This is a genomic window from Streptomyces sp. NPDC048461 (genome assembly GCF_055587105.1).
In genome coordinates this window covers 378,371-395,072 of the sequence record NZ_JBVJGW010000003.1, presented here as the reverse complement: position 1 = coordinate 395,072, position 16,702 = coordinate 378,371, and the positions used below count along the sequence as shown (strand labels likewise).

At 75.2% G+C, this 16,702-nt stretch carries 13 protein-coding genes; 5 read left to right on the top strand and 8 right to left on the bottom strand.

Annotated features, from left to right (window positions below; all coding sequences use genetic code 11):
• Positions 1-134: 134 nt before the first annotated feature.
• The gene (locus ACZ6S8_RS07370) at positions 135-683 is read left to right on the top strand and encodes an HAD domain-containing protein (protein ID WP_469453313.1); all 549 of its coding nucleotides are present in this window, start codon (positions 135-137) and stop codon (positions 681-683) included.
• Here the strand turns inward: ACZ6S8_RS07370 and ACZ6S8_RS07365 are convergent.
• The 3 genes from ACZ6S8_RS07365 to ACZ6S8_RS07355 form a co-directional block, all read right to left on the bottom strand.
• Entirely contained in the window at positions 664-1,869 is a 1,206-nt protein-coding gene (locus ACZ6S8_RS07365; RefSeq protein WP_469453311.1) for an SWIM zinc finger family protein, read from the bottom strand. The two genes, ACZ6S8_RS07370 and ACZ6S8_RS07365, sit on opposite strands and share 20 nt — an antisense overlap.
• Complete coding sequence (locus ACZ6S8_RS07360) at positions 1,866-4,667, bottom strand: DEAD/DEAH box helicase (RefSeq protein WP_469453599.1); 2,802 nt, start codon at positions 4,665-4,667, stop codon at positions 1,866-1,868. Before ACZ6S8_RS07360 ends, ACZ6S8_RS07365 begins: the two co-directional genes overlap by 4 nt.
• Positions 4,668-5,053: 386 nt before the next feature.
• Positions 5,054-6,772, bottom strand: coding sequence for a helix-turn-helix domain-containing protein (locus ACZ6S8_RS07355; RefSeq protein WP_469453309.1), 1,719 nt, complete (start codon positions 6,770-6,772; stop codon positions 5,054-5,056).
• Between the two features lie 213 nt (positions 6,773-6,985).
• On the opposite strand from ACZ6S8_RS07355, the gene ACZ6S8_RS07350 reads away from it, so the two are divergent.
• Both ACZ6S8_RS07350 and ACZ6S8_RS07345 read left to right on the top strand, forming a co-directional pair.
• Positions 6,986-7,606: a hypothetical protein gene (locus tag ACZ6S8_RS07350; protein WP_469453307.1), complete on the top strand. Its 621-nt coding sequence runs from the start codon at positions 6,986-6,988 to the stop codon at positions 7,604-7,606.
• Between the two features lie 74 nt (positions 7,607-7,680).
• Positions 7,681-7,941, top strand: coding sequence for a DUF6343 family protein (locus ACZ6S8_RS07345; protein WP_469453305.1), 261 nt, complete (start codon positions 7,681-7,683; stop codon positions 7,939-7,941).
• Positions 7,942-7,993: 52 nt separating this feature from the next.
• Here the strand turns inward: ACZ6S8_RS07345 and ACZ6S8_RS07340 are convergent, their stop codons facing one another.
• The 4 genes from ACZ6S8_RS07340 to rpsA all read right to left on the bottom strand — a co-directional run bounded on the left by ACZ6S8_RS07340 (position 7,994) and on the right by rpsA (position 11,951).
• Positions 7,994-8,326 carry a tetratricopeptide repeat protein gene (locus tag ACZ6S8_RS07340; protein WP_469453597.1) on the bottom strand — a complete coding sequence of 111 codons (333 nt, stop codon included), beginning with the start codon at positions 8,324-8,326 and terminating at the stop codon, positions 7,994-7,996.
• A gap of 211 nt (positions 8,327-8,537) precedes the next feature.
• A complete protein-coding gene (gene coaE / locus ACZ6S8_RS07335) occupies positions 8,538-9,152 on the bottom strand; it encodes a dephospho-CoA kinase (RefSeq protein ID WP_469453303.1) in 615 nt (204 codons plus the stop codon).
• A gap of 104 nt (positions 9,153-9,256) precedes the next feature.
• Complete coding sequence (locus ACZ6S8_RS07330) at positions 9,257-10,195, bottom strand: PAC2 family protein (RefSeq protein WP_469453302.1); 939 nt, start codon at positions 10,193-10,195, stop codon at positions 9,257-9,259.
• A 244-nt stretch (positions 10,196-10,439) separates the two neighbouring features.
• Positions 10,440-11,951 carry a 30S ribosomal protein S1 gene (gene rpsA / locus ACZ6S8_RS07325; protein WP_469453301.1) on the bottom strand — a complete coding sequence of 504 codons (1,512 nt, stop codon included), beginning with the start codon at positions 11,949-11,951 and terminating at the stop codon, positions 10,440-10,442.
• 351 nt (positions 11,952-12,302) lie between these two features.
• Between rpsA and ACZ6S8_RS07320 the strand changes: the two genes are divergently transcribed.
• Together ACZ6S8_RS07320 and hrpB are read left to right on the top strand one after the other, a co-directional pair.
• Positions 12,303-13,151, top strand: a complete 849-nt coding sequence (locus ACZ6S8_RS07320; protein ID WP_469453299.1) for a class I SAM-dependent methyltransferase — start codon at positions 12,303-12,305, stop codon at positions 13,149-13,151.
• Between the two features lie 2 nt (positions 13,152-13,153).
• Positions 13,154-15,724, top strand: coding sequence for an ATP-dependent helicase HrpB (hrpB, locus tag ACZ6S8_RS07315; RefSeq protein ID WP_469453297.1), 2,571 nt, complete (start codon positions 13,154-13,156; stop codon positions 15,722-15,724).
• On the opposite strand, the gene pgfA is transcribed toward hrpB, so the two are convergent.
• The gene (pgfA, locus tag ACZ6S8_RS07310; protein WP_469453295.1) at positions 15,714-16,700 is read right to left on the bottom strand and encodes a cell envelope lipid trafficking protein PgfA; all 987 of its coding nucleotides are present in this window, start codon (positions 16,698-16,700) and stop codon (positions 15,714-15,716) included. The genes hrpB and pgfA overlap by 11 nt on opposite strands.
• Between the last annotated feature and the right edge of the window lie 2 nt (positions 16,701-16,702).

Sequence of the window (16,702 nt, the reverse complement as noted above, 5' to 3'; positions counted from 1 at the left end):
GACGCATCAGTTTTCCTGCCTTCCGGAGGAGTCCACGGGTGTTGAACCCGTACCGGAACAACGCCCCTGAACCCATTCGGGTTATAGCGGGCATGGGCATTTCACCCCATCGTGTACTGGGTACTGGCTACTTCATGACTGAGCGCCCCCTGCTCCTCCTCGACGTCGACGGCCCCCTCAACCCGTTCCGGTCGCGCCTCGCCGGCCTGCGCGGTTACACGGCCCACCGGATGCACCCGGCGGTCTGGATGTCCCACCGGGCGCCCGGCTCCCGCCGTGCCCGCCGGGGCCTGAAGGTCCGCCTCCACCCCGCCCACGGCGCGCGGCTGACGGAGCTGCCGTACGAGCTCGCCTGGGCCACCACGTGGATGCACCAGGCCAACACGATGATCGCGCCGCACATCGGGCTTCCCGGCGACCTGCCCGTCATCGAGTGGCCGGAATTGTTCGCTCCGGACCCCGACGGCCTCTCGTGGAAGACCCGCGCCCTCGTCGGCTGGGCGGCGGGCCGGCCCTTCGCCTGGGTCGACGACATGATCAGCCCCCTCGACCGCACCTGGGTCGCCGCCCACCACCCGGCCCCGGCCCTCCTCCTGCGCGTCCACCCCCGACACGGCCTGCGCGACCGGGACTTCACCGCGCTGACCCGCTGGGCGTCGGAACTCAGCCCCGCAGCGCGGTGACCGGGTCCGGGGAGGGACGGCCCGTGGGCCACCAGTCCTCCGTGTCCGGACGGGACTCGTAGGCGTACCAGACGCCGTCGCGGCCGAGGCGGAGCTGGCGCGTGCCGGACGTGAGGCGGTTGCGGTCCGGGCGGAAGGAGCCGCGGTCCGCTGCGAGGAGCGCCGGGCGGGCCCGGTCGAAGGGGCCGGCCGGAGGGTCCCACGGCTCTTCGAGGGCGGCGAGCGCGGCGCGGCCGCCTTGGCGCCAGGCCGCCGCCGCCCGGGCGAGGTCGGTGGTCGTGCGGCCGGTGGCGCGGGCGAGGTCCCGGTACAGGGTGCGGGCGGCGCCGGTGAGGCCGGCGGTGGGGTGCGCGGAGGCCAGCCGGACGGCGTCCTGCCACAGCCCGAGGCCCTCGATGGGGTCCTCGCCGGTGGTCAGGAGGGCCAGGGCGCGGGCGGCCGCGTCGGAGGCGAGCTGGTCCAGGGCCAGCGGGTCGGGGGCCGCCGGGTCGGCGGGGTAGGCCGGCGGCACTCCGGCAGCGGCGGGCACGGCCGAGGGCGCCGGGAGCAGCGGCAGTCCGGTGCGGGCCAGCGCGGCGCGGGCCGGCACCCCGGGGAAGTCCGGGGCGGTGTCGGGCTGTTCGCGGGCGGCGTGGGCGGCGTTGCGGCGGGTGAGCTCGTCCAGCAGTTCCCGTTCGCCGCGGCCGCGCAGGAGCAGCAGGACGAAGGGGTCCTCGTCGAAGAGCCGGGCCGCGCGGTAGCAGAGGGCCGCCGCGTGCTTGCACGGCGGGCGCGCGACGTCCGGGCAGGAGCAGCGGGGGGCGAGTTCGCCCGCGCCGGGCAGGATCGTCCCGGCGAGGCTCTGCGGGACCTCCCGTTCCAGCAGGGCGGCGAGCGCGGCGGGGTCGGCCGCGACCGCCTCCAGGAGCTCGCTCCACTCCGCGTCCGCGAAGGCGGGCAGGGCCAGTTCGGTGCGGTAGGGGCGGGCCCGGCTGCCCCGTACGTACGCCACGATCCTGCCGGGGGTGACGGTGACCGCGTCGACGTGGCCCTCGGCGGCGTACGCGCGGCCCCGGGCCAGGCGGGCCGCGTCGCGGGAGGCCTCCTCCAGCGAGGTCACCCAGGCCCGGCCCCACCAGCTGGCCGCCTCCGCCCCGGGCGGCAGGGTCTCGAAGGTGCGGCGGCGGTCGTCCCGCGCGGTGATCATTCGGGCCTGCGCAGGGAGACGAGGTCGGCCAGTTCGCGGTCGGTCAGCTCGGTCAGGGCCGCCTCGCCGGAACCGAGGACCGCGTCGGCCAGGGCGCGCTTCGCCTCCAGCATCTCGGCGATGCGGTCCTCGACGGTGCCTTCGGCGATGATCCGGTGGACCTGGACGGGCTGGGTCTGGCCGATCCGGTAGGCGCGGTCGGTGGCCTGTTCCTCGACGGCCGGGTTCCACCAGCGGTCGTAGTGGACGACGTGTCCGGCCCGGGTGAGGTTCAGACCGGTCCCCGCCGCCTTGAGGGACAGCAGGAACACGGGGACCTCCCCGGCCTGGAAGCGGTCGACCAGCTCCTCTCGGCGCGGCACCGGCGTCCCGCCGTGCAGCAACTGGTGGGAGATGCCGCGGTCCGACAGGTGCCGCTCGATGATGCGGGCCATGGTCACGTACTGGGTGAAGACCAGGACCGAGCCGCCCTCGGCGAGGATCGTGTCCAGCAGCTCGTCGAGGAGGGCGAGTTTGCCCGAGCGGTGCGGGATCCGGGGGCGGTCCTCCTTCAGGTACTGCGCGGGGTGGTTGCAGATCTGCTTGAGGGAGGCCAGCAGCTTCATGATCATGCCGCGGCGCTCGATGCCCTCGCTGGAGCCGATGACGGCCATCGCCTCGTCCACCGCCGCCTGGTAGAGCGAGGCCTGCTCACGGGTGAGGGAGACCGGGTGGTCCGTCTCCGTCTTCGGCGGCAGCTCGGGCGCGATCCCGGGATCGGACTTCTTGCGGCGCAACAGGAACGGCCGGACGAGCGCGGCGAGCCGGGCGACCGCCGCCTCGTTCCCGCCGTCCTCCTCCTGCTGGTGCTCGACGGGCCGTGCGTGGCGGGCCCGGAAGGTGGTGAGCGGGCCGAGCAGCCCGGGAGTCGTCCAGTCGAGCAGCGCCCACAGCTCGGAGAGGTTGTTCTCCACCGGGGTGCCGGTGAGCGCCACCCGGGCGGGCGCGGGGATCGTCCGCAGGGCCTTGGCGGTCGCCGAGTGGGGGTTCTTGACGTGCTGGGCCTCGTCGGCGACGACCATGCCCCAGCGCTGCCCGGCGAGGAGCGGGGCGCTGGCCCGCATCGTCCCGTACGTGGTGAGGACGAACCCGCCGGCGCCGGGCTCCGCGCCGTCGAGGCTGCGGCTGCCGCCGTGGAACCGGCGCACGGGAATGCCGGGGGCGAACCGCTCGATCTCCCGCTGCCAGTTGCCCAGCAGGGACGCGGGACACACCACGAGCGTCGGCTCGGGGCGGTCCCGGTGCAGGTGCAGGGCGATCAGCGTGACGGTCTTGCCGAGTCCCATGTCGTCGGCGAGACAGCCGCCGAGGCCGAGCGAGGTCATCAGGTCCAGCCAGGCCAGGCCGCGCGCCTGGTAGTCGCGCAGGGTGGCCTTGAGCCCGGCGGGCTGCGGGAGCGGGGCCAGCTCGGCCGTGAGCCGCTCCCGCAGGGCGGCCAGCGCCCCCACCGGAACCACCTCGACCGCTTCTCCGGCGATCTCGGCCGTCCCCGAGAGGGCGGCCGACAGCGCGTCGACCGGGTCCAGCAGGCCCAGTTCCCGTTTGCGGGCCTTGCGCACCAGCTCCGGGTCGACCCGCACCCACTGGTCCCGCAGGCGCACCACGGGCCGGTGGGCCTGGGACAGGGCGTCCATCTCCCCCGGGGTCAGCCGGTCGCCGCCCAGGGCCAGCTCCCAGGAGAAGGCGAAGAGGTGCTCGGCGTCGAAGAAGGCGGTGCCGTCGGTGGCGGAGCCGGGCGCCGTGGACCGTACGACGGCGGTCGCCGACAGCGTACGGGCCAGCTCGCGCGGCCAGTGGACCAGGACGCCGGCGGCCGCCAGCCGGGTCGCGGCGGCGCCCAGCAGGTCCTCCAGCTCCGGGTCCGAGAGGGCCAGCGCGTCGGGGGCGGGCTGGTCCAGCAGCCGCAGCAGCGGCGGCCACACCCGCGCGGCCCGGCGCAGCGCGAGCACGGCGTCGATCCGGGCCCGGGGCCCGAACCCGGCGGCCGCCGTGCCCGCCCACAGCGCGGCGGCGTCGGCGACCAGGGTGGGGTCGGCGAGGCTGTGCACCTGGACCACGGCGGCGCCCGCCCGCCGGACGTCCTGCGCCTCGGCCTCGTCGAAGAGGCGGAACGAGGACAGGTCGAGCCGGAGCGAGATCCCCACGCCCGTGTCGGATCCGGCCGCGACCTGGGCGGCCCAGTCCTGTATCCCGGGCACCCGCTGCGGCTCCCGGGCCGCGAACGGCCTCCCGGCGGCCACGCCCGCGGCGGGCGTGCGGGGCAGGCTGTCGGCCACGGCGTCGAGGAACGCGCGCACCAGCGCCTCCGGCTCCGGCAGCTGGAGCGGACGGCGGCCGGCCAGCGGGGTCGCGTACCCCTCGTGCGGCAGTGCGGCGGCGACCGCCCGGAGGTGGTCGACGTCGGCGGCTTCGAGCGGACCGGCACGCCACGCGTCGATGCCCTCGGGAGTCAGGCCGGGGAGCAGCCGGCCCCGGGCGGCCAGCGTGAGCGCCTGGACGGCGGCGGTGCCCCAGGCACGGGTGGCCGGATGCGCGGCGGGGTGGCGGGGCGCCCGCGCGAGCAGCGGCAGGGCGGCGGTCACGGACAGGCTCACGGAGGGCACGGTCCGGCTGCGCACCCCCGAGCCGGACGGGCGCACGACGGTGAGCGGCGCAGGGCGTCCCGCCTCGGGCAGGTCGTCCCCGTCCGGCGCCCAGAACGCCACGCGTCCCTCCCGGGGAACGGGAGCGGGCAGGAAGACGGCGGCATGGCGCAGCAGCGCCCGCGCGGCGGCCGAAGGCTGCTGCTGGTCCTGCGGCCGCTGTCCCGACGGCTGCGGCTGCGCCCGCTGCCCGTACGGCTGCGGCTGCGGCTGCGGCTGCGGCTGCCGCGACCACACGTCCGACGGCTCCGACGACGTCCTCACCGCGTCCCCTCCCTCCCCCTGTCGCTGCGGATCCCGGTCCGGGTCCGGTACCGGTCCGTACAGGTCCCGGCGCGGGTCCGGCGCGGGTCTCCTGTGCCGCCGAGTCTAGGCGGGCCCACTGACAACGACGCTGACCTGCACGGATCTCCCCGCGGAGAGGAGCCGGGGAGCCGGTGTCCGGGAGTCGCGGCCGTCAGCCGGCGGCCGCGGCCCGGAGCCGACGGCCGGGGCCGCCGGGTTCAGCGCGCCCAGCGGCCCAGGTCCGACGCGTACCCGTACACCGGCCGCCCCGTCGCTGCGCTCGTGCGCAGCGGGCGGCCGTGGTCGTCGATGCGCAGGCGGCCGGAACCGGCGGGTCCGGTGTAGCGCAGGTCGAGGTACCAGTCGCAGTCGCAGCCCGTGGTGGCGGCCTCCACGCGCAGCACCACCGGGTCGGCCGCCGAGACGCGCATCGGGAACGCGGGCGCCCGGATGGGGCCCTCGGAGTCACCGCCGTCGACGGGCCGGGCCACCGGGCGCGGGGCGTCCAGGTTGACGGCGTACACGGCGGGGGTGAGCGCCCCGCCGCAGCCCGGAGACATCTGGTAGACGTTCCAGGCCGGCGGGGTGCGGCGCGCCGCCACCCGTACGTCGAGGCCCTCCAGGACCACCGTGCCGGCATCCGCGCCGTGCACCGTGACCTCCAGGATCTGCTGCCCGGCGTGTACGGCCCGCTGCGCGGAGGCCCAGGCGGGCGCGTCCGCCTCCACGGGCGGCGGGGGCACCGTGCCGGGGCCGCGCTCGGTCAGGTAGGCGTGGTCGCACCCCGCGGCCCACACGTGCGACCGGACCGCGGCCCTGACCGGCACCGCGGGGGCCTGGACCGCTCCGGGGGACGGCGGCGCCGACGCCCCGGGCGGCTGCCCCGCGGCCGAGGCGGCCGCCGACGCGGTGCCGGGGGCCGGTTCCGCTCCCGGCGCCGGGTCCGAAGGCGGCGCCGCCGGCGCCCCGGAGGCCGGGACGGAGGCGGTCCCGCCGGCCGGCGCCGGGGGGTGTCCCGGTCGCGCGGCGGCCGACGCCGACGGGCCCGCGGCGGTCCCCGTCGGCGTGCCGGGCCGTTCCGGTCCGGCCGCGGCCAGCACCGCCACGGCCACCACGCCCGCGGTCACTCCGGCGGCGGCGACCGCGGCCGCCCGGCGCCGGTACCAGGGGAGGCGGATCCCCGGCCCCGGCGCGGCCAGGTCCACCACGTCGGCCAGGCCCAGTTCCGCGGCGGCCCCGCCGCGGCCGCCGCCCTCGCCGCCGTGCGCGCCCGACGCCGGACTCGCGGACCTGCCCCCGCCCTCGGTCCGGCCCGTACCCCCGCCCGCCGCCGCATCCTCACCCCCGCCTCGGCCCAGGCCCGGGACGGCTCCCGGGGCGCCGTCGGCCGCGGGCGGCGCCACCACTGCGCCCTCGGCCTCGGCCTCGGCCTCGGCCACGCGTGCCTTCCGGGTCTGCGTCGCGCCCGCGACCTCGGCCGCGTCCGATGCCCCTGCCCCTGCCTCTGCCTCTGCCTCTGCCTCTGCCTCTGCCTCCACCACCGTGACGCCCGCGGGCGTCGGCGCAGCCTCCGCCGCCCCTTCCGGCGTCTCCGCCACCACCGGCACCGCCTGCGGTCCTGCCGGGCCCGCCGCACCCGCCCGCCGCCGCGCGTCCGCGAGCAGCCACGCCCGGTGCAGGTCCATCGCCTCCCCCTGCGAGGCCCCGCAGGCCCGCGCGAAGCGGTCCACGACCGCGAACTCCGTCGGCACCGCCTCGCCGTTGCAGTAGCGGTGCAGGGTCGAGGTGCTCGTGTGGAGCTTGCGCGCCAGGGCCCCGTAGCTCAGCCCCGCCCGCACCTTCAGCTCCCGCATCAGCCGCGCGAACCGCTCCGCCTCGCCCGTGCCCGTCCCCGCGCCGGTCCCCGCACCCGTCCCCATGCCCCTGCCCGTCCCCATGCCCGTTCCCGTCCCCATGTCCGTTCCCCCGCCCACGCCCACGGCGTTCCCCGTCCCACGACGCCGTTCCATGCAGCGGGTGTTCCCCCAGGTGACAGCACGTACGGCCGTTCCAGTGTCCCGAATCCCCCGCGATCCGTCGCCCGACACCCCGCATCGGGGCAGGGTTGTCCCCGTACCGCAACGCACCGACACCCACGGGGAGATCCACCGATGTTCCGACGCTCAGGCGCCTCCACCACCCTCGCCACCGCGCTCCTCGCGGCGGCCTCCGCATTCGTCCTCGCCGCCTCGTCCACGGCCACCGCGGCGGTCACCGCACCCGGGTTCCTCACGGGCACCGACCTGCCGCCGCACGCCAGCTCACCCTGGTACTCCGGCAAGGTCACCAAGGGGCTGCCCGAGACCGCCCCGTTCTGCCTGGAGGGCGCGCTCCCCGCAGCCGGCAGCTGGCACCGCTCGTTCGGCACCGACGTCGACGCCGGCGCCGTCCAGGTCTCCGTACGGGCCTCCTCGGACGCCGCGGCCGTCAAGCTCGCCCGCGCCCTGGAGCGCAAGGTCGCGGCCTGCGCCGCCGACTGGCTGCGCACCACGCCGGGCGGCACCGCCTCCTGGCAGGACTACGGGAAGCTCTCCGTCGAGGAGGGCGCCCGCGTCTACGGCGTGCACACCTCGATCCCCGAGTCCGAGCCGGGCGTGGCCCTCTTCGGCATCGGGCAGGACGGCTCCACGGTGACGGTCGTCAAGTGGAGCCAGATGGGATACCTGACCGACGCCCCGGTCCCGGCCTTCAAGAAGACCACCACGAAGGCCGTGAACAAGCTCAATCCCTGATCGCCGCCGCGCGCTTCCCCCGGACCCCCCGCGGCCGGCGCCGTGGTGGGACCATGGGAAGCGAGGCGATGCGCATGCGTACGGGAAACGAGCCGGTGACCGCCCGCAGTCCGCTGCGGCTGCGGTGGTGGCTGAGCCTGTGGGGGCTGCTGTGGGCCGCCGGCGGGACCGCCGTGTTCTCGCTGGCCGGCCGTCCCGGCTGGGCGGCGGCCTGCGGGGCGCTCGCACTGCTGGCGGCCGTGGATCTGGTCGTGGTGACCCGGCACATCCGCCAGGGGCCGCACTACCAGCCCGGCCGGGACGTCCCGCCGTACGCGCCGCCGCCCGGCGCCTGAAGCCCGCACGCGGGCCCGCTCCCCCCGGCGGTACACGGCCCCGGTCCGCGGCTCAGTCCTCGAAGCGGGCCGCCGCGAGGTAATCCGGCCGCGGGTCGAGGGCGGCGGCGAGCCGGAAGTGCTTGCGGGCCTGCTGGGGGCGGCCGGAACGCTCGTGCGTACGGGCCAGGGCGAAGTGGGCGAAGGCGTTGTCCGGCTCCCGTTCCAGGACCAGCTCGAACTCAAGCTCCGCCGGGCGCAGTTGGGCGGACGCGAAGAAGGCGCGGGCCCGCAGCAGCCGGGCCGCGGTGTTCTCCGGGTGGGCGGCTATGACGGAGTCGAGCAGCTTGACCGCGCCGCGCGGATCGCGTGCGGCGAGCAGCTGCTCGGCGGCCCGGTAGTCGATGACGTGCGTCTCCGGGCTGGCCGCACCGGACGACGAGGACGAAGACGAGGACGGCGACGACGGCGGCGTGGTGTCGGACACGATCTGTTCCTTCCCTCTGCGGGCGCGTTCGACGCATCCGCCCCCGGCGGTCTCTTGACGATCCCTCCCGGCCCCTCGTCACCCGGACCGGGTCCGTTGTTCCTTCCCAGGGCCCCGCGCCCCGGGCCCGTCAGGCTCCGGGGTCCGGCTGCGCCGCCCGCGCCACGAGGTCCTCCCAGACCTTGCGGACCTGGGGTTCGAGGGCCTCCAGCGGTCCGTCGTTGTCGATGACGAGCGTCGCCACCGCGAGCCGCTGTTCCCGCGTGGCCTGCGCGGCCATCCGGGCCCGCGCCTCCTCCTCGGCCATGCCCCGCAGGGCGACCAGCCGGGTCAGCTGCGTCTCCGGGGCGGCGTCCACCACGACCACCAGGTCGTACAGGGGGGCCAGGCCGTTCTCCGTGAGCAGGGGTACGTCGTGGACCACGATCGCATCGGGTCCCGCGGCCGCCTCCAGTTCGGCGGACCGGGCCCCGACCAGCGGGTGCACGATCGCGTTCAGGGTGCGGAGCTCGTCCGGGTCGGCGAAGACGATCGATCCGAGCCGGGGCCGGTCGAGCGTCCCCTCGGGGGTCAGCACCGACTCCCCGAACGCGGCCACGACGGCGTCGAGCCCGGGGGTACCGGGCTCGACCACCTCCCGCGCGATCCGGTCGGCGTCGACGACGACCGCTCCGTATCCCGCGAGCAGCCGCGAGACCTCACTCTTGCCGGCGCCGATTCCGCCCGTCAGTCCTACTTTCAGCATGCCCCGCAGCCTAGGGGGTGTCCCCGCGGCCACCACAGCCCCCTGCGTCCTCGCGGTCACCCGGCCGCTCCCCGCCGGTGTCGCTTCCCGTGCCGGTTCCGGCGTCAGTTCTCGCCCTCGCGGTCCGCGAGGAACTTCTCGAACTCCCGCCCGATCTCGTCCGCCGACGGGATCTCGGCCGGCTCGGCGATCATGTTGCCCCGGGTCTCGGCCCCGGCGGCCGCGTCGAACTGGTGCTCCAGACCCTGGACCAGGGCGACCAGCTCCTCGTCACCCTCGCGGATCTGCCGGTCGATCTCGGTCTGCGTACGGTGCGCCTCGGTCCGCAGCGCGTGTGCCACGGCCGGCAGCACCAGCCCGGTGGCCGCCGTGATCGCCTCCAGCACCGTCAGCGCGGCGTCCGGGTACGCGGAACGCGCCACGTAGTGCGGTACGTGCGCGGCGACGCCCAGCACGTCGTGCCCGGCCTGCCCCAGCCGGAACTCCACCAGGGACTCCGCGCTCCCGGGCACCTGGGCCTCGTCGAAGGGACTGCGGTGCCCCGGCATGAGGTCGGTCCGGTTCCCGTGCGGCGTGATGCCCACGGGGCGCGTGTGCGGGACGCCCATGGGGATCCCGTGGAAGTTGACCGAGAGGCGGACGCCGAGGCGCTCGACGATCTGCCGGACGGCGAGCGCGAAGCGCTCCCACTCCACGTCCGGCTCGGGGCCGGAGAACAGCAGGAACGGCGCGCCCGTGGCGTCCTGGACGAGCCGGACCTCCAGGCGGGGCTCCTCGAACTCGGTCCAGTGGTCGCGCTGGAACGTCAGCAGCGGGCGCCGGGCCCGGTAGTCCACCAGCCGGTCCGCGTCGAAACGGGCCACGACCTGGTGGGGCAGGGTGTCCAGGAGCCGCTCGACGATCTGCTCCCCGGCCTCACCCGCGTCGATGTACCCCTCGAAGTGGTACAGCATGACCAGCCCGGCCGAGTCCTGGGTCAGAGCCAGGTCGGCCACCGCCAGGCCCTTGGCGTCCCATTCGTACAAACCCTGTGGATCAAGCACCGTCACCACTCCTCCTCGCCTCGTTCTCTGGAAGAACGTCCAATCGCCCGGTGTCATTCCCCAGTTGACGCCCTTCACGAGAACGCAACGGATCACCCCGGCCGCCCGCCGCGGCCGGGGACGCCGGCCGGGCACCGCGCGGCAACAGCAGTAAGGCCCGCCCCCCTGAGGGGACGGGCCTTACCTTTCAGCTCTGTTCAGCTCTGCTCTGCATGCTCACACCGGGGTGCGGAGCGTGCTGCGATCAGCTCTGGCCGCCGGCCAGCTTCTCGCGGAGCGCGGCGAGGGCCTCGTCCGACGCCAGGGCGCCGGAGGTCTCGTCCGACTCCGAGGAGTACGAACCGCCCGAGATGCCCGCGCTGACGTTGCCGCCACCCGCGGCCGGAGCGGCAGCGCCCTCGGCAGCGGCGGCCTCGTCGGCCTCGCGGCTCTTGATGACCTGAGCCTGGTGCTGCTCGAAGCGCTGCTGCGCCTCGGCGTACTGGGTCTCCCAGGCCTCGCGCTGCTTGTCGAAGCCCTCGAGCCAGTCGTTGGTCTCGGGGTCGAAGCCCTCGGGGTAGATGTAGTTGCCCTGGTCGTCGTACGACGCGGCCATGCCGTACAGGGTCGGGTCGAACTCGACCGACGCCGGGTCGGCACCGAAGGACTCGTTGGCCTGCTTCAGCGACAGCGAGATCCGGCGACGCTCGAGGTCGATGTCGATGACCTTGACGAAGATCTCGTCGTTGACCTGGACGACCTGCTCCGGGATCTCCACGTGGCGCTCGGCCAGCTCGGAGATGTGGACCAGACCCTCGATGCCCTCGTCCACGCGGACGAACGCACCGAACGGAACCAGCTTGGTGACCTTACCCGGGACGACCTGACCGATCTGGTGGGTCCGGGCGAACTGCTGCCACGGGTCTTCCTGCGTCGCCTTCAGCGACAGGGAGACGCGCTCGCGGTCCATGTCCACGTCGAGGACCTCGACGGTGACTTCCTGACCGACCTCGACGACCTCGGACGGGTGGTCGATGTGCTTCCAGGACAGCTCGGAGACGTGCACGAGACCGTCGACGCCGCCCAGGTCCACGAAGGCACCGAAGTTGACGATCGAGGAAACGACGCCGGAGCGGACCTGACCCTTCTGCAGGGTGGTGAGGAACGTCTGGCGCACCTCGGACTGGGTCTGCTCGAGCCAGGCGCGGCGGGACAGGACCACGTTGTTGCGGTTCTTGTCCAGCTCGATGATCTTCGCCTCGAGCTCCTTGCCCACGTAGGGCTGGAGGTCGCGGACGCGACGCATCTCGACGAGAGAGGCCGGCAGGAAGCCGCGGAGGCCGATGTCGAGGATGAGACCACCCTTGACGACCTCGATGACGGTACCGGTGACGATGCCGTCTTCTTCCTTGATCTTCTCGATGGTGCCCCAGGCACGCTCGTACTGAGCGCGCTTCTTCGAGAGGATCAGGCGGCCTTCCTTGTCCTCCTTCTGGAGAACCAGGGCCTCGATCTCGTCGCCGACCTTGACGACCTCGTTCGGGTCGACGTCGTGCTTGATCGACAGCTCGCGGCTCGGGATGACACCTTCGGTCTTGTAACCGATGTCGAGGAGAACCTCGTCCCGGTCAACCTTGACGATGACGCCATCGACGATGTCGCCATCGTTGAAGTACTTGATCGTCTCGTCGATCGCCGCGAGGAACGCGTCCGCGTCGCCGATGTCGTTGACCGCAACCTGCGGAGTGGTGGCGGTGGTCTCGGTGCTGCTCGTCATGTGGGAAAGGGCTCCGGTTACGGACAGAAAGTCGTAGGTACTGCTACGCCGGGAGCCCTTATCGGCATCTGCCGAAGCCGGACAGCCAAGGAGACCCCCGTTCCGCAGATGCGGAGGGGCCTCGAAAACCGAGGGGACCTCAACAAATACAAGCGCAGCCTGCTAGGTCTGAGGAGCACAGGCTCGCAGCGCAACTTGTAGCATACGGGGGCAGCCGGACAGGGTCAATGCGCGAAGGCGCACACCACGGGCGGATCGCCGCATTACCGGCACAATTCGTAGGCGGGGACGCCCCGATGGGACTTCCCTGCCGGATCCGGCACACATTCGCAGACTACGACGACGGGCCCCATGAACCAAGAGGACTACGCCCACGAAGACGCCCGCGGAGCCGATCTCGGCCCCGAGGACGACGCCGAGGCCACGCGGCGTGACGCCGGGGAAGCGGAGAGCAGCCGTGCGGCCCGCGGCTGGTGGGACCGCAACGCCGACGACTACCAGAACGAGCACGGCGCCTTCCTCGGCGACGACCGGTTCGTCTGGGGCCCCGAGGGGCTCGACGAGGCCGAGGCCGCGCTGCTCGGTCCCGCCGGCTCGCTCAAGGGCAAGGACGTCCTGGAGATCGGCGCCGGCGCCGCGCAGTGCTCGCGCTGGCTGGCCGCCCGCGGCGCCCGCCCGGTCGCCCTCGACCTCTCCCACCGCCAGCTCCAGCACGCCCTGCGCATCGGCGATGAGGTGCCGCTCGTCGAGGCCGACGCCGGCCGGCTGCCGTTCCGGGACGCCGCCTTCGACCTGGCCTGCTCCGCGTACGGCGCCGTCCCCTTCGTCGCCGACCCGGTGAACGTCATGCGCGAGGTCCACCGCGTCCTGCGGCCCGGCGGCCGCTGGGTCTTCTCCGTCACCCACCCCCTGCGCTGGGCCTTCCCCGACGAGCCGGGTCCCGAGGGGCTGTCCGTCTCCGCGTCCTACTTCGACCGGACCCCGTACGTCGAGCAGGACGAGGAGGGCCGCGCGGTCTACGTGGAGCACCACCGCACGGTCGGCGACCGCGTGCGCGACGTCGTCGCCGGCGGCTTCCGCCTGGTCGACCTGGTCGAGCCGGAGTGGCCCGCCTGGAACAGCCAGGAGTGGGGCGGCTGGTCCCCGCTGCGCGGCAACCTGATCCCCGGCACCGCGATCTTCGTCTGCGAGCGCGACTGACCGTGTCCCCGACCCCGCGCACCCGCGATCTCGACGCCCTTCCCGTACGGGAGGCCCTGCCGGCGCTCACGGCCGCGCTCGACGGCCACGGCACCGCCGTGCTGTGCGCGCCGCCCGGCACCGGCAAGACCACCCTGGTGCCCCTGGTCCTCGCCGGCCTGGTGGGCGGCGGGCCGCGCCGCCGGGTGGTGGTCGCCGAGCCCCGGCGGATCGCCGCCCGGGCGGCGGCGCGCCGGATGGCCTGGCTGCTGGGCGAGCGGGTCGGCGCCTCGGTGGGCTTCACCGTGCGCGGGGAGCGGGTCGTGGGCCCGACGGCCGCCGTCGAGGTGGTCACCACCGGCGTCCTGCTCCAGCGGCTCCAGCGGGACCAGGAGCTGGCCGGCGTGGACGTGGTGGTCCTGGACGAGTGCCACGAGCGGCACCTCGACGCCGACACCGTCGCCGCCTTCCTGCTGGACGTACGGGAGACCCTGCGGCCGGAGCTGCGCCTCGTGGCGGCCTCCGCGACGACCGACGCGGCCGGCTGGTCGCGGGTGCTGGGCGGCGCGCCGGTGGTGGAGGCCGCGGGGACCGCGTACCCGGTGGAGACGGTCTGGGCGCCGCCCGCGCGACCGGTGCGGCCGCCACACGGGATGCGGGTGGACCCGGCGCAGCTGGCGCACGTGGCCTCGGTGGCGCGGCGGGCGCTGGCGGAACGTTCCGGTGACGTGCTGTGCTTCCTGCCCGGCGTCGGGGAGATCGCCCGGGTCGCCGGGCAGCTGGGCGGGGTGGACGCGGAGGTGCTGCAGGTGCACGGCCGGGCCCCGGCGGCCGTGCAGGACGCGGCGCTGACGGCCTCCGGGCACCGCCGGGTGATCCTCGCGACGGCGGTCGCGGAGTCGAGCCTGACCGTGCCGGGGGTGCGGGTGGTGGTGGACTCCGGGCTGGCGCGCGAGCCCCGGGTGGACCACGCGCGGGGGCTGGGCGCGCTGGCGACCGTACGGGCGTCCCGCGCGGCCGGGCGCCAGCGGGCGGGGCGGGCCGGGCGCGAGGCGCCGGGCGCGGTGTACCGGTGCTGGACCGAGGCGGAGGACGCCCGCCTCCCCTCCTACCCGGCGCCCGAGATCCGCATCGCCGACCTGGCCCAGTTCGCCCTGCAGGCCGCGTGCTGGGGCGACCCGGACGCGGCCGGGCTGGCGCTGCTGGACCCGCCGCCGGCCGGGGCGATGGCCGCGGCCCGGGACGTGCTGCGCGCGGTGGGCGCGGTGGACCCCGCCGGGCGGCCGACGCCGCGCGGCGTGCGCATGGCCCGGCTGGGGCTCCACCCGCGGCTCGCCCGGGCCCTGCTCGACGGCGCGCCGGCCCTCGGGGGGCGACGGGCGGCCGAGGTGGTGGCGCTGCTGAGCGAGGAGCCGCCGCGGGAGTACGGGGACGACCTGGCGGCCGCGTGGCGGGCCGCCCGCCGGGGCGGCGACGCCTACGCGGCCCGCTGGCGGGCGGAGGCCGGCCGGCTGGAACGCTCCGCGGGGGCCGCGGGCGACACTGCGGGGGGCCGGGGCGGCACCGCGGGGTCCGCGGGCGGCACCGCCGCTGAGCGCTCCCCCGGTACGGCGCTCCCCGACGACGCCGCCGCCGGGCTCGTCGCCGCACTCGCGTTCCCGGAGCGGGTGGCGCGGGCGCGGGGCGAGGGGGCGTTCCTGATGGCGTCCGGCACCGGGGCCGAGCTCGGCGACGGGTCGCGGCTGCGCAGTGCGCCCTGGCTGGCGGTCGCGGTGGCCGACCGCCCCCCGCACGCCGCCTCGGCCCGGATCCGGCTCGCCGCCGTCATCGACGCGGACACCGCCCGGCTGGCCGCCGGGCACCTCCACTCGGACGGGGAGGAGGTGCGCTGGGAGGACGGCGACCTGGTGGCCCGCCGGGCCGAGCGCCTCGGGGCGATCGAGCTCGCCGTACGGCCGCTGCGCGCCCCGGATCCGGCGCTGGTGCGCGCGGCCCTGCTCGACGGGCTCCGCACGGAGGGCCTCGGCCTGCTGCACTGGTCCCCCGACGCGCGGGCGCTCCGGGCCCGGCTGGGTTTCCTGCACCGCACCCTCGGCGGCGGCTGGCCGGACGTGGCGGACGACGCCGCCCTGCTGGACCGGGCCGACGACTGGCTGGAGCCCGAGCTGTCGCGGGCCCGGCGCCGCTCGGACCTCGGCCGGATCAGCGCCGCGCAGGGGCTTAACCGGCTGCTGCCGTGGGCCGGCGGGGAGGCGTCCCGACTGGACGAGCTGGCCCCGGAGCGGATCGCGGTGCCCAGCGGCTCCCGCGTCAGGGTGGACTACTCCGGGGAGCAGCCGGTGCTCGCCGTGAAGCTCCAGGAGCTGTTCGGGCTGGCCGAGACGCCGCGGGTGGCGGGGGTGCCCGTACTCGTCCACCTGCTGTCCCCCGCCGGGCGGCCCGCGGCCGTCACCGCCGACCTCGCGTCGTTCTGGCGGGGCGGCTACCGCGCCGTCCGCGCCGAGCTGCGCGGCCGGTACCCGAAGCACCCGTGGCCCGAGGACCCGGCCACCGCGGAGGCCACCCGGTACACCAGCGCCCGGCTCAAGCGCTGAGCGCGCCGTCGCCGCTCTCCGGGCGGCGGCGCCGGCCCCGGGCCTCCAGCCACAGCGCCAGCCCGAGGAACGCCAGCCCGCCGGCGGCCAGGCCGGTGGGGGCGTACGTGTGCAGCGCGAGGACCTTCGTCCGGTTCGCCCGGACCAGGTCGACGGTGTGGTCGCTGTAGTCCTCGCGCATCTTCACGTGCCCGGCGAAGGCGGTGATCCTGCCGTCGGGGGCCGCCGCCGCGAACCCGCCGCGCATCTCCTGCTGGATCTGCTGCTCGGCGTTGACGGGCGCGCCGGTCACCGGGTCGACCCAGAACATGGCCTTGGTGGTGTACCAGAGGCTGGTGCCGGTGGTCTGTTCGAGCGTGGTCGGGTCGATGCCCTCGATGGGCATCTTCTTGGGCATGGGGACCTTGGTCCAGGGGACGGTCTGCTCGAAGTAGTAGACGTCCATGCCCTTGAAGGTGCGCGGGCCCACGTAGTGGATCGGCGACGAGGTGCGGGTCTGCGCGTCGAAGTACAGGTAGTCGCGGGGCTCGGTGAAGAAGGGCCACTTGAACTCGATGCCCTCGCGCTTGACGGGGTCCCCGTCGACCATCTCGCCCGTGGCGTGCACCGGGTCCTGGGTGTGGGCGTCGAAGATGTAGCGCTCGGGGATCTGGGAGACCGTCTTGCCGTCCGGGCCCATGATGTGGGACAGGGTGTCCCACACGACGACGTCCCGGCCGGCGCTGGCCTCGATCTCCGTCGAGGCCTCCACGTTGCCCTTGAGGGTCTGGACGATGGTGACCTTGTCGACCTTCTTGGGCTTCATGCCGTCGAGGTAGTCGATGAGCGTCGCGTCCTTCGCCTCCAGGACCACCTCCTGGTACTGGTTCGGCGGGATCTTCGCGAGCCGCGGGTACGCGTACCAGCGCAGCAGCGGCGCGAGGGCCGCGCAGAAGACGGCTAGGGCCAGCAGGACAAGGCTCGCTCTGCGTCGCATCG

Excerpts from the sequence above, each read along its gene's own strand:
- ACZ6S8_RS07355 (WP_469453309.1), bottom strand. The coding sequence starts at position 6,772 with ATGGGGACGGGCAGGGGCATGGGGACGGGTGCGGGGACCGGCGCGGGG.
- coaE (WP_469453303.1), bottom strand. The coding sequence starts at position 9,152 with ATGCTGAAAGTAGGACTGACGGGCGGAATCGGCGCCGGCAAGAGTGAG.
- ACZ6S8_RS07350 (WP_469453307.1), top strand. The coding sequence starts at position 6,986 with ATGTTCCGACGCTCAGGCGCCTCCACCACCCTCGCCACCGCGCTCCTC.
- ACZ6S8_RS07320 (WP_469453299.1), top strand. The coding sequence starts at position 12,303 with ATGAACCAAGAGGACTACGCCCACGAAGACGCCCGCGGAGCCGATCTC.
- ACZ6S8_RS07370 (WP_469453313.1), top strand. The coding sequence starts at position 135 with ATGACTGAGCGCCCCCTGCTCCTCCTCGACGTCGACGGCCCCCTCAAC.
- ACZ6S8_RS07365 (WP_469453311.1), bottom strand. The coding sequence starts at position 1,869 with ATGATCACCGCGCGGGACGACCGCCGCCGCACCTTCGAGACCCTGCCG.
- ACZ6S8_RS07345 (WP_469453305.1), top strand. The coding sequence starts at position 7,681 with ATGCGTACGGGAAACGAGCCGGTGACCGCCCGCAGTCCGCTGCGGCTG.
- rpsA (WP_469453301.1), bottom strand. The coding sequence starts at position 11,951 with ATGACGAGCAGCACCGAGACCACCGCCACCACTCCGCAGGTTGCGGTC.
- pgfA (WP_469453295.1), bottom strand. The coding sequence starts at position 16,700 with ATGCGACGCAGAGCGAGCCTTGTCCTGCTGGCCCTAGCCGTCTTCTGC.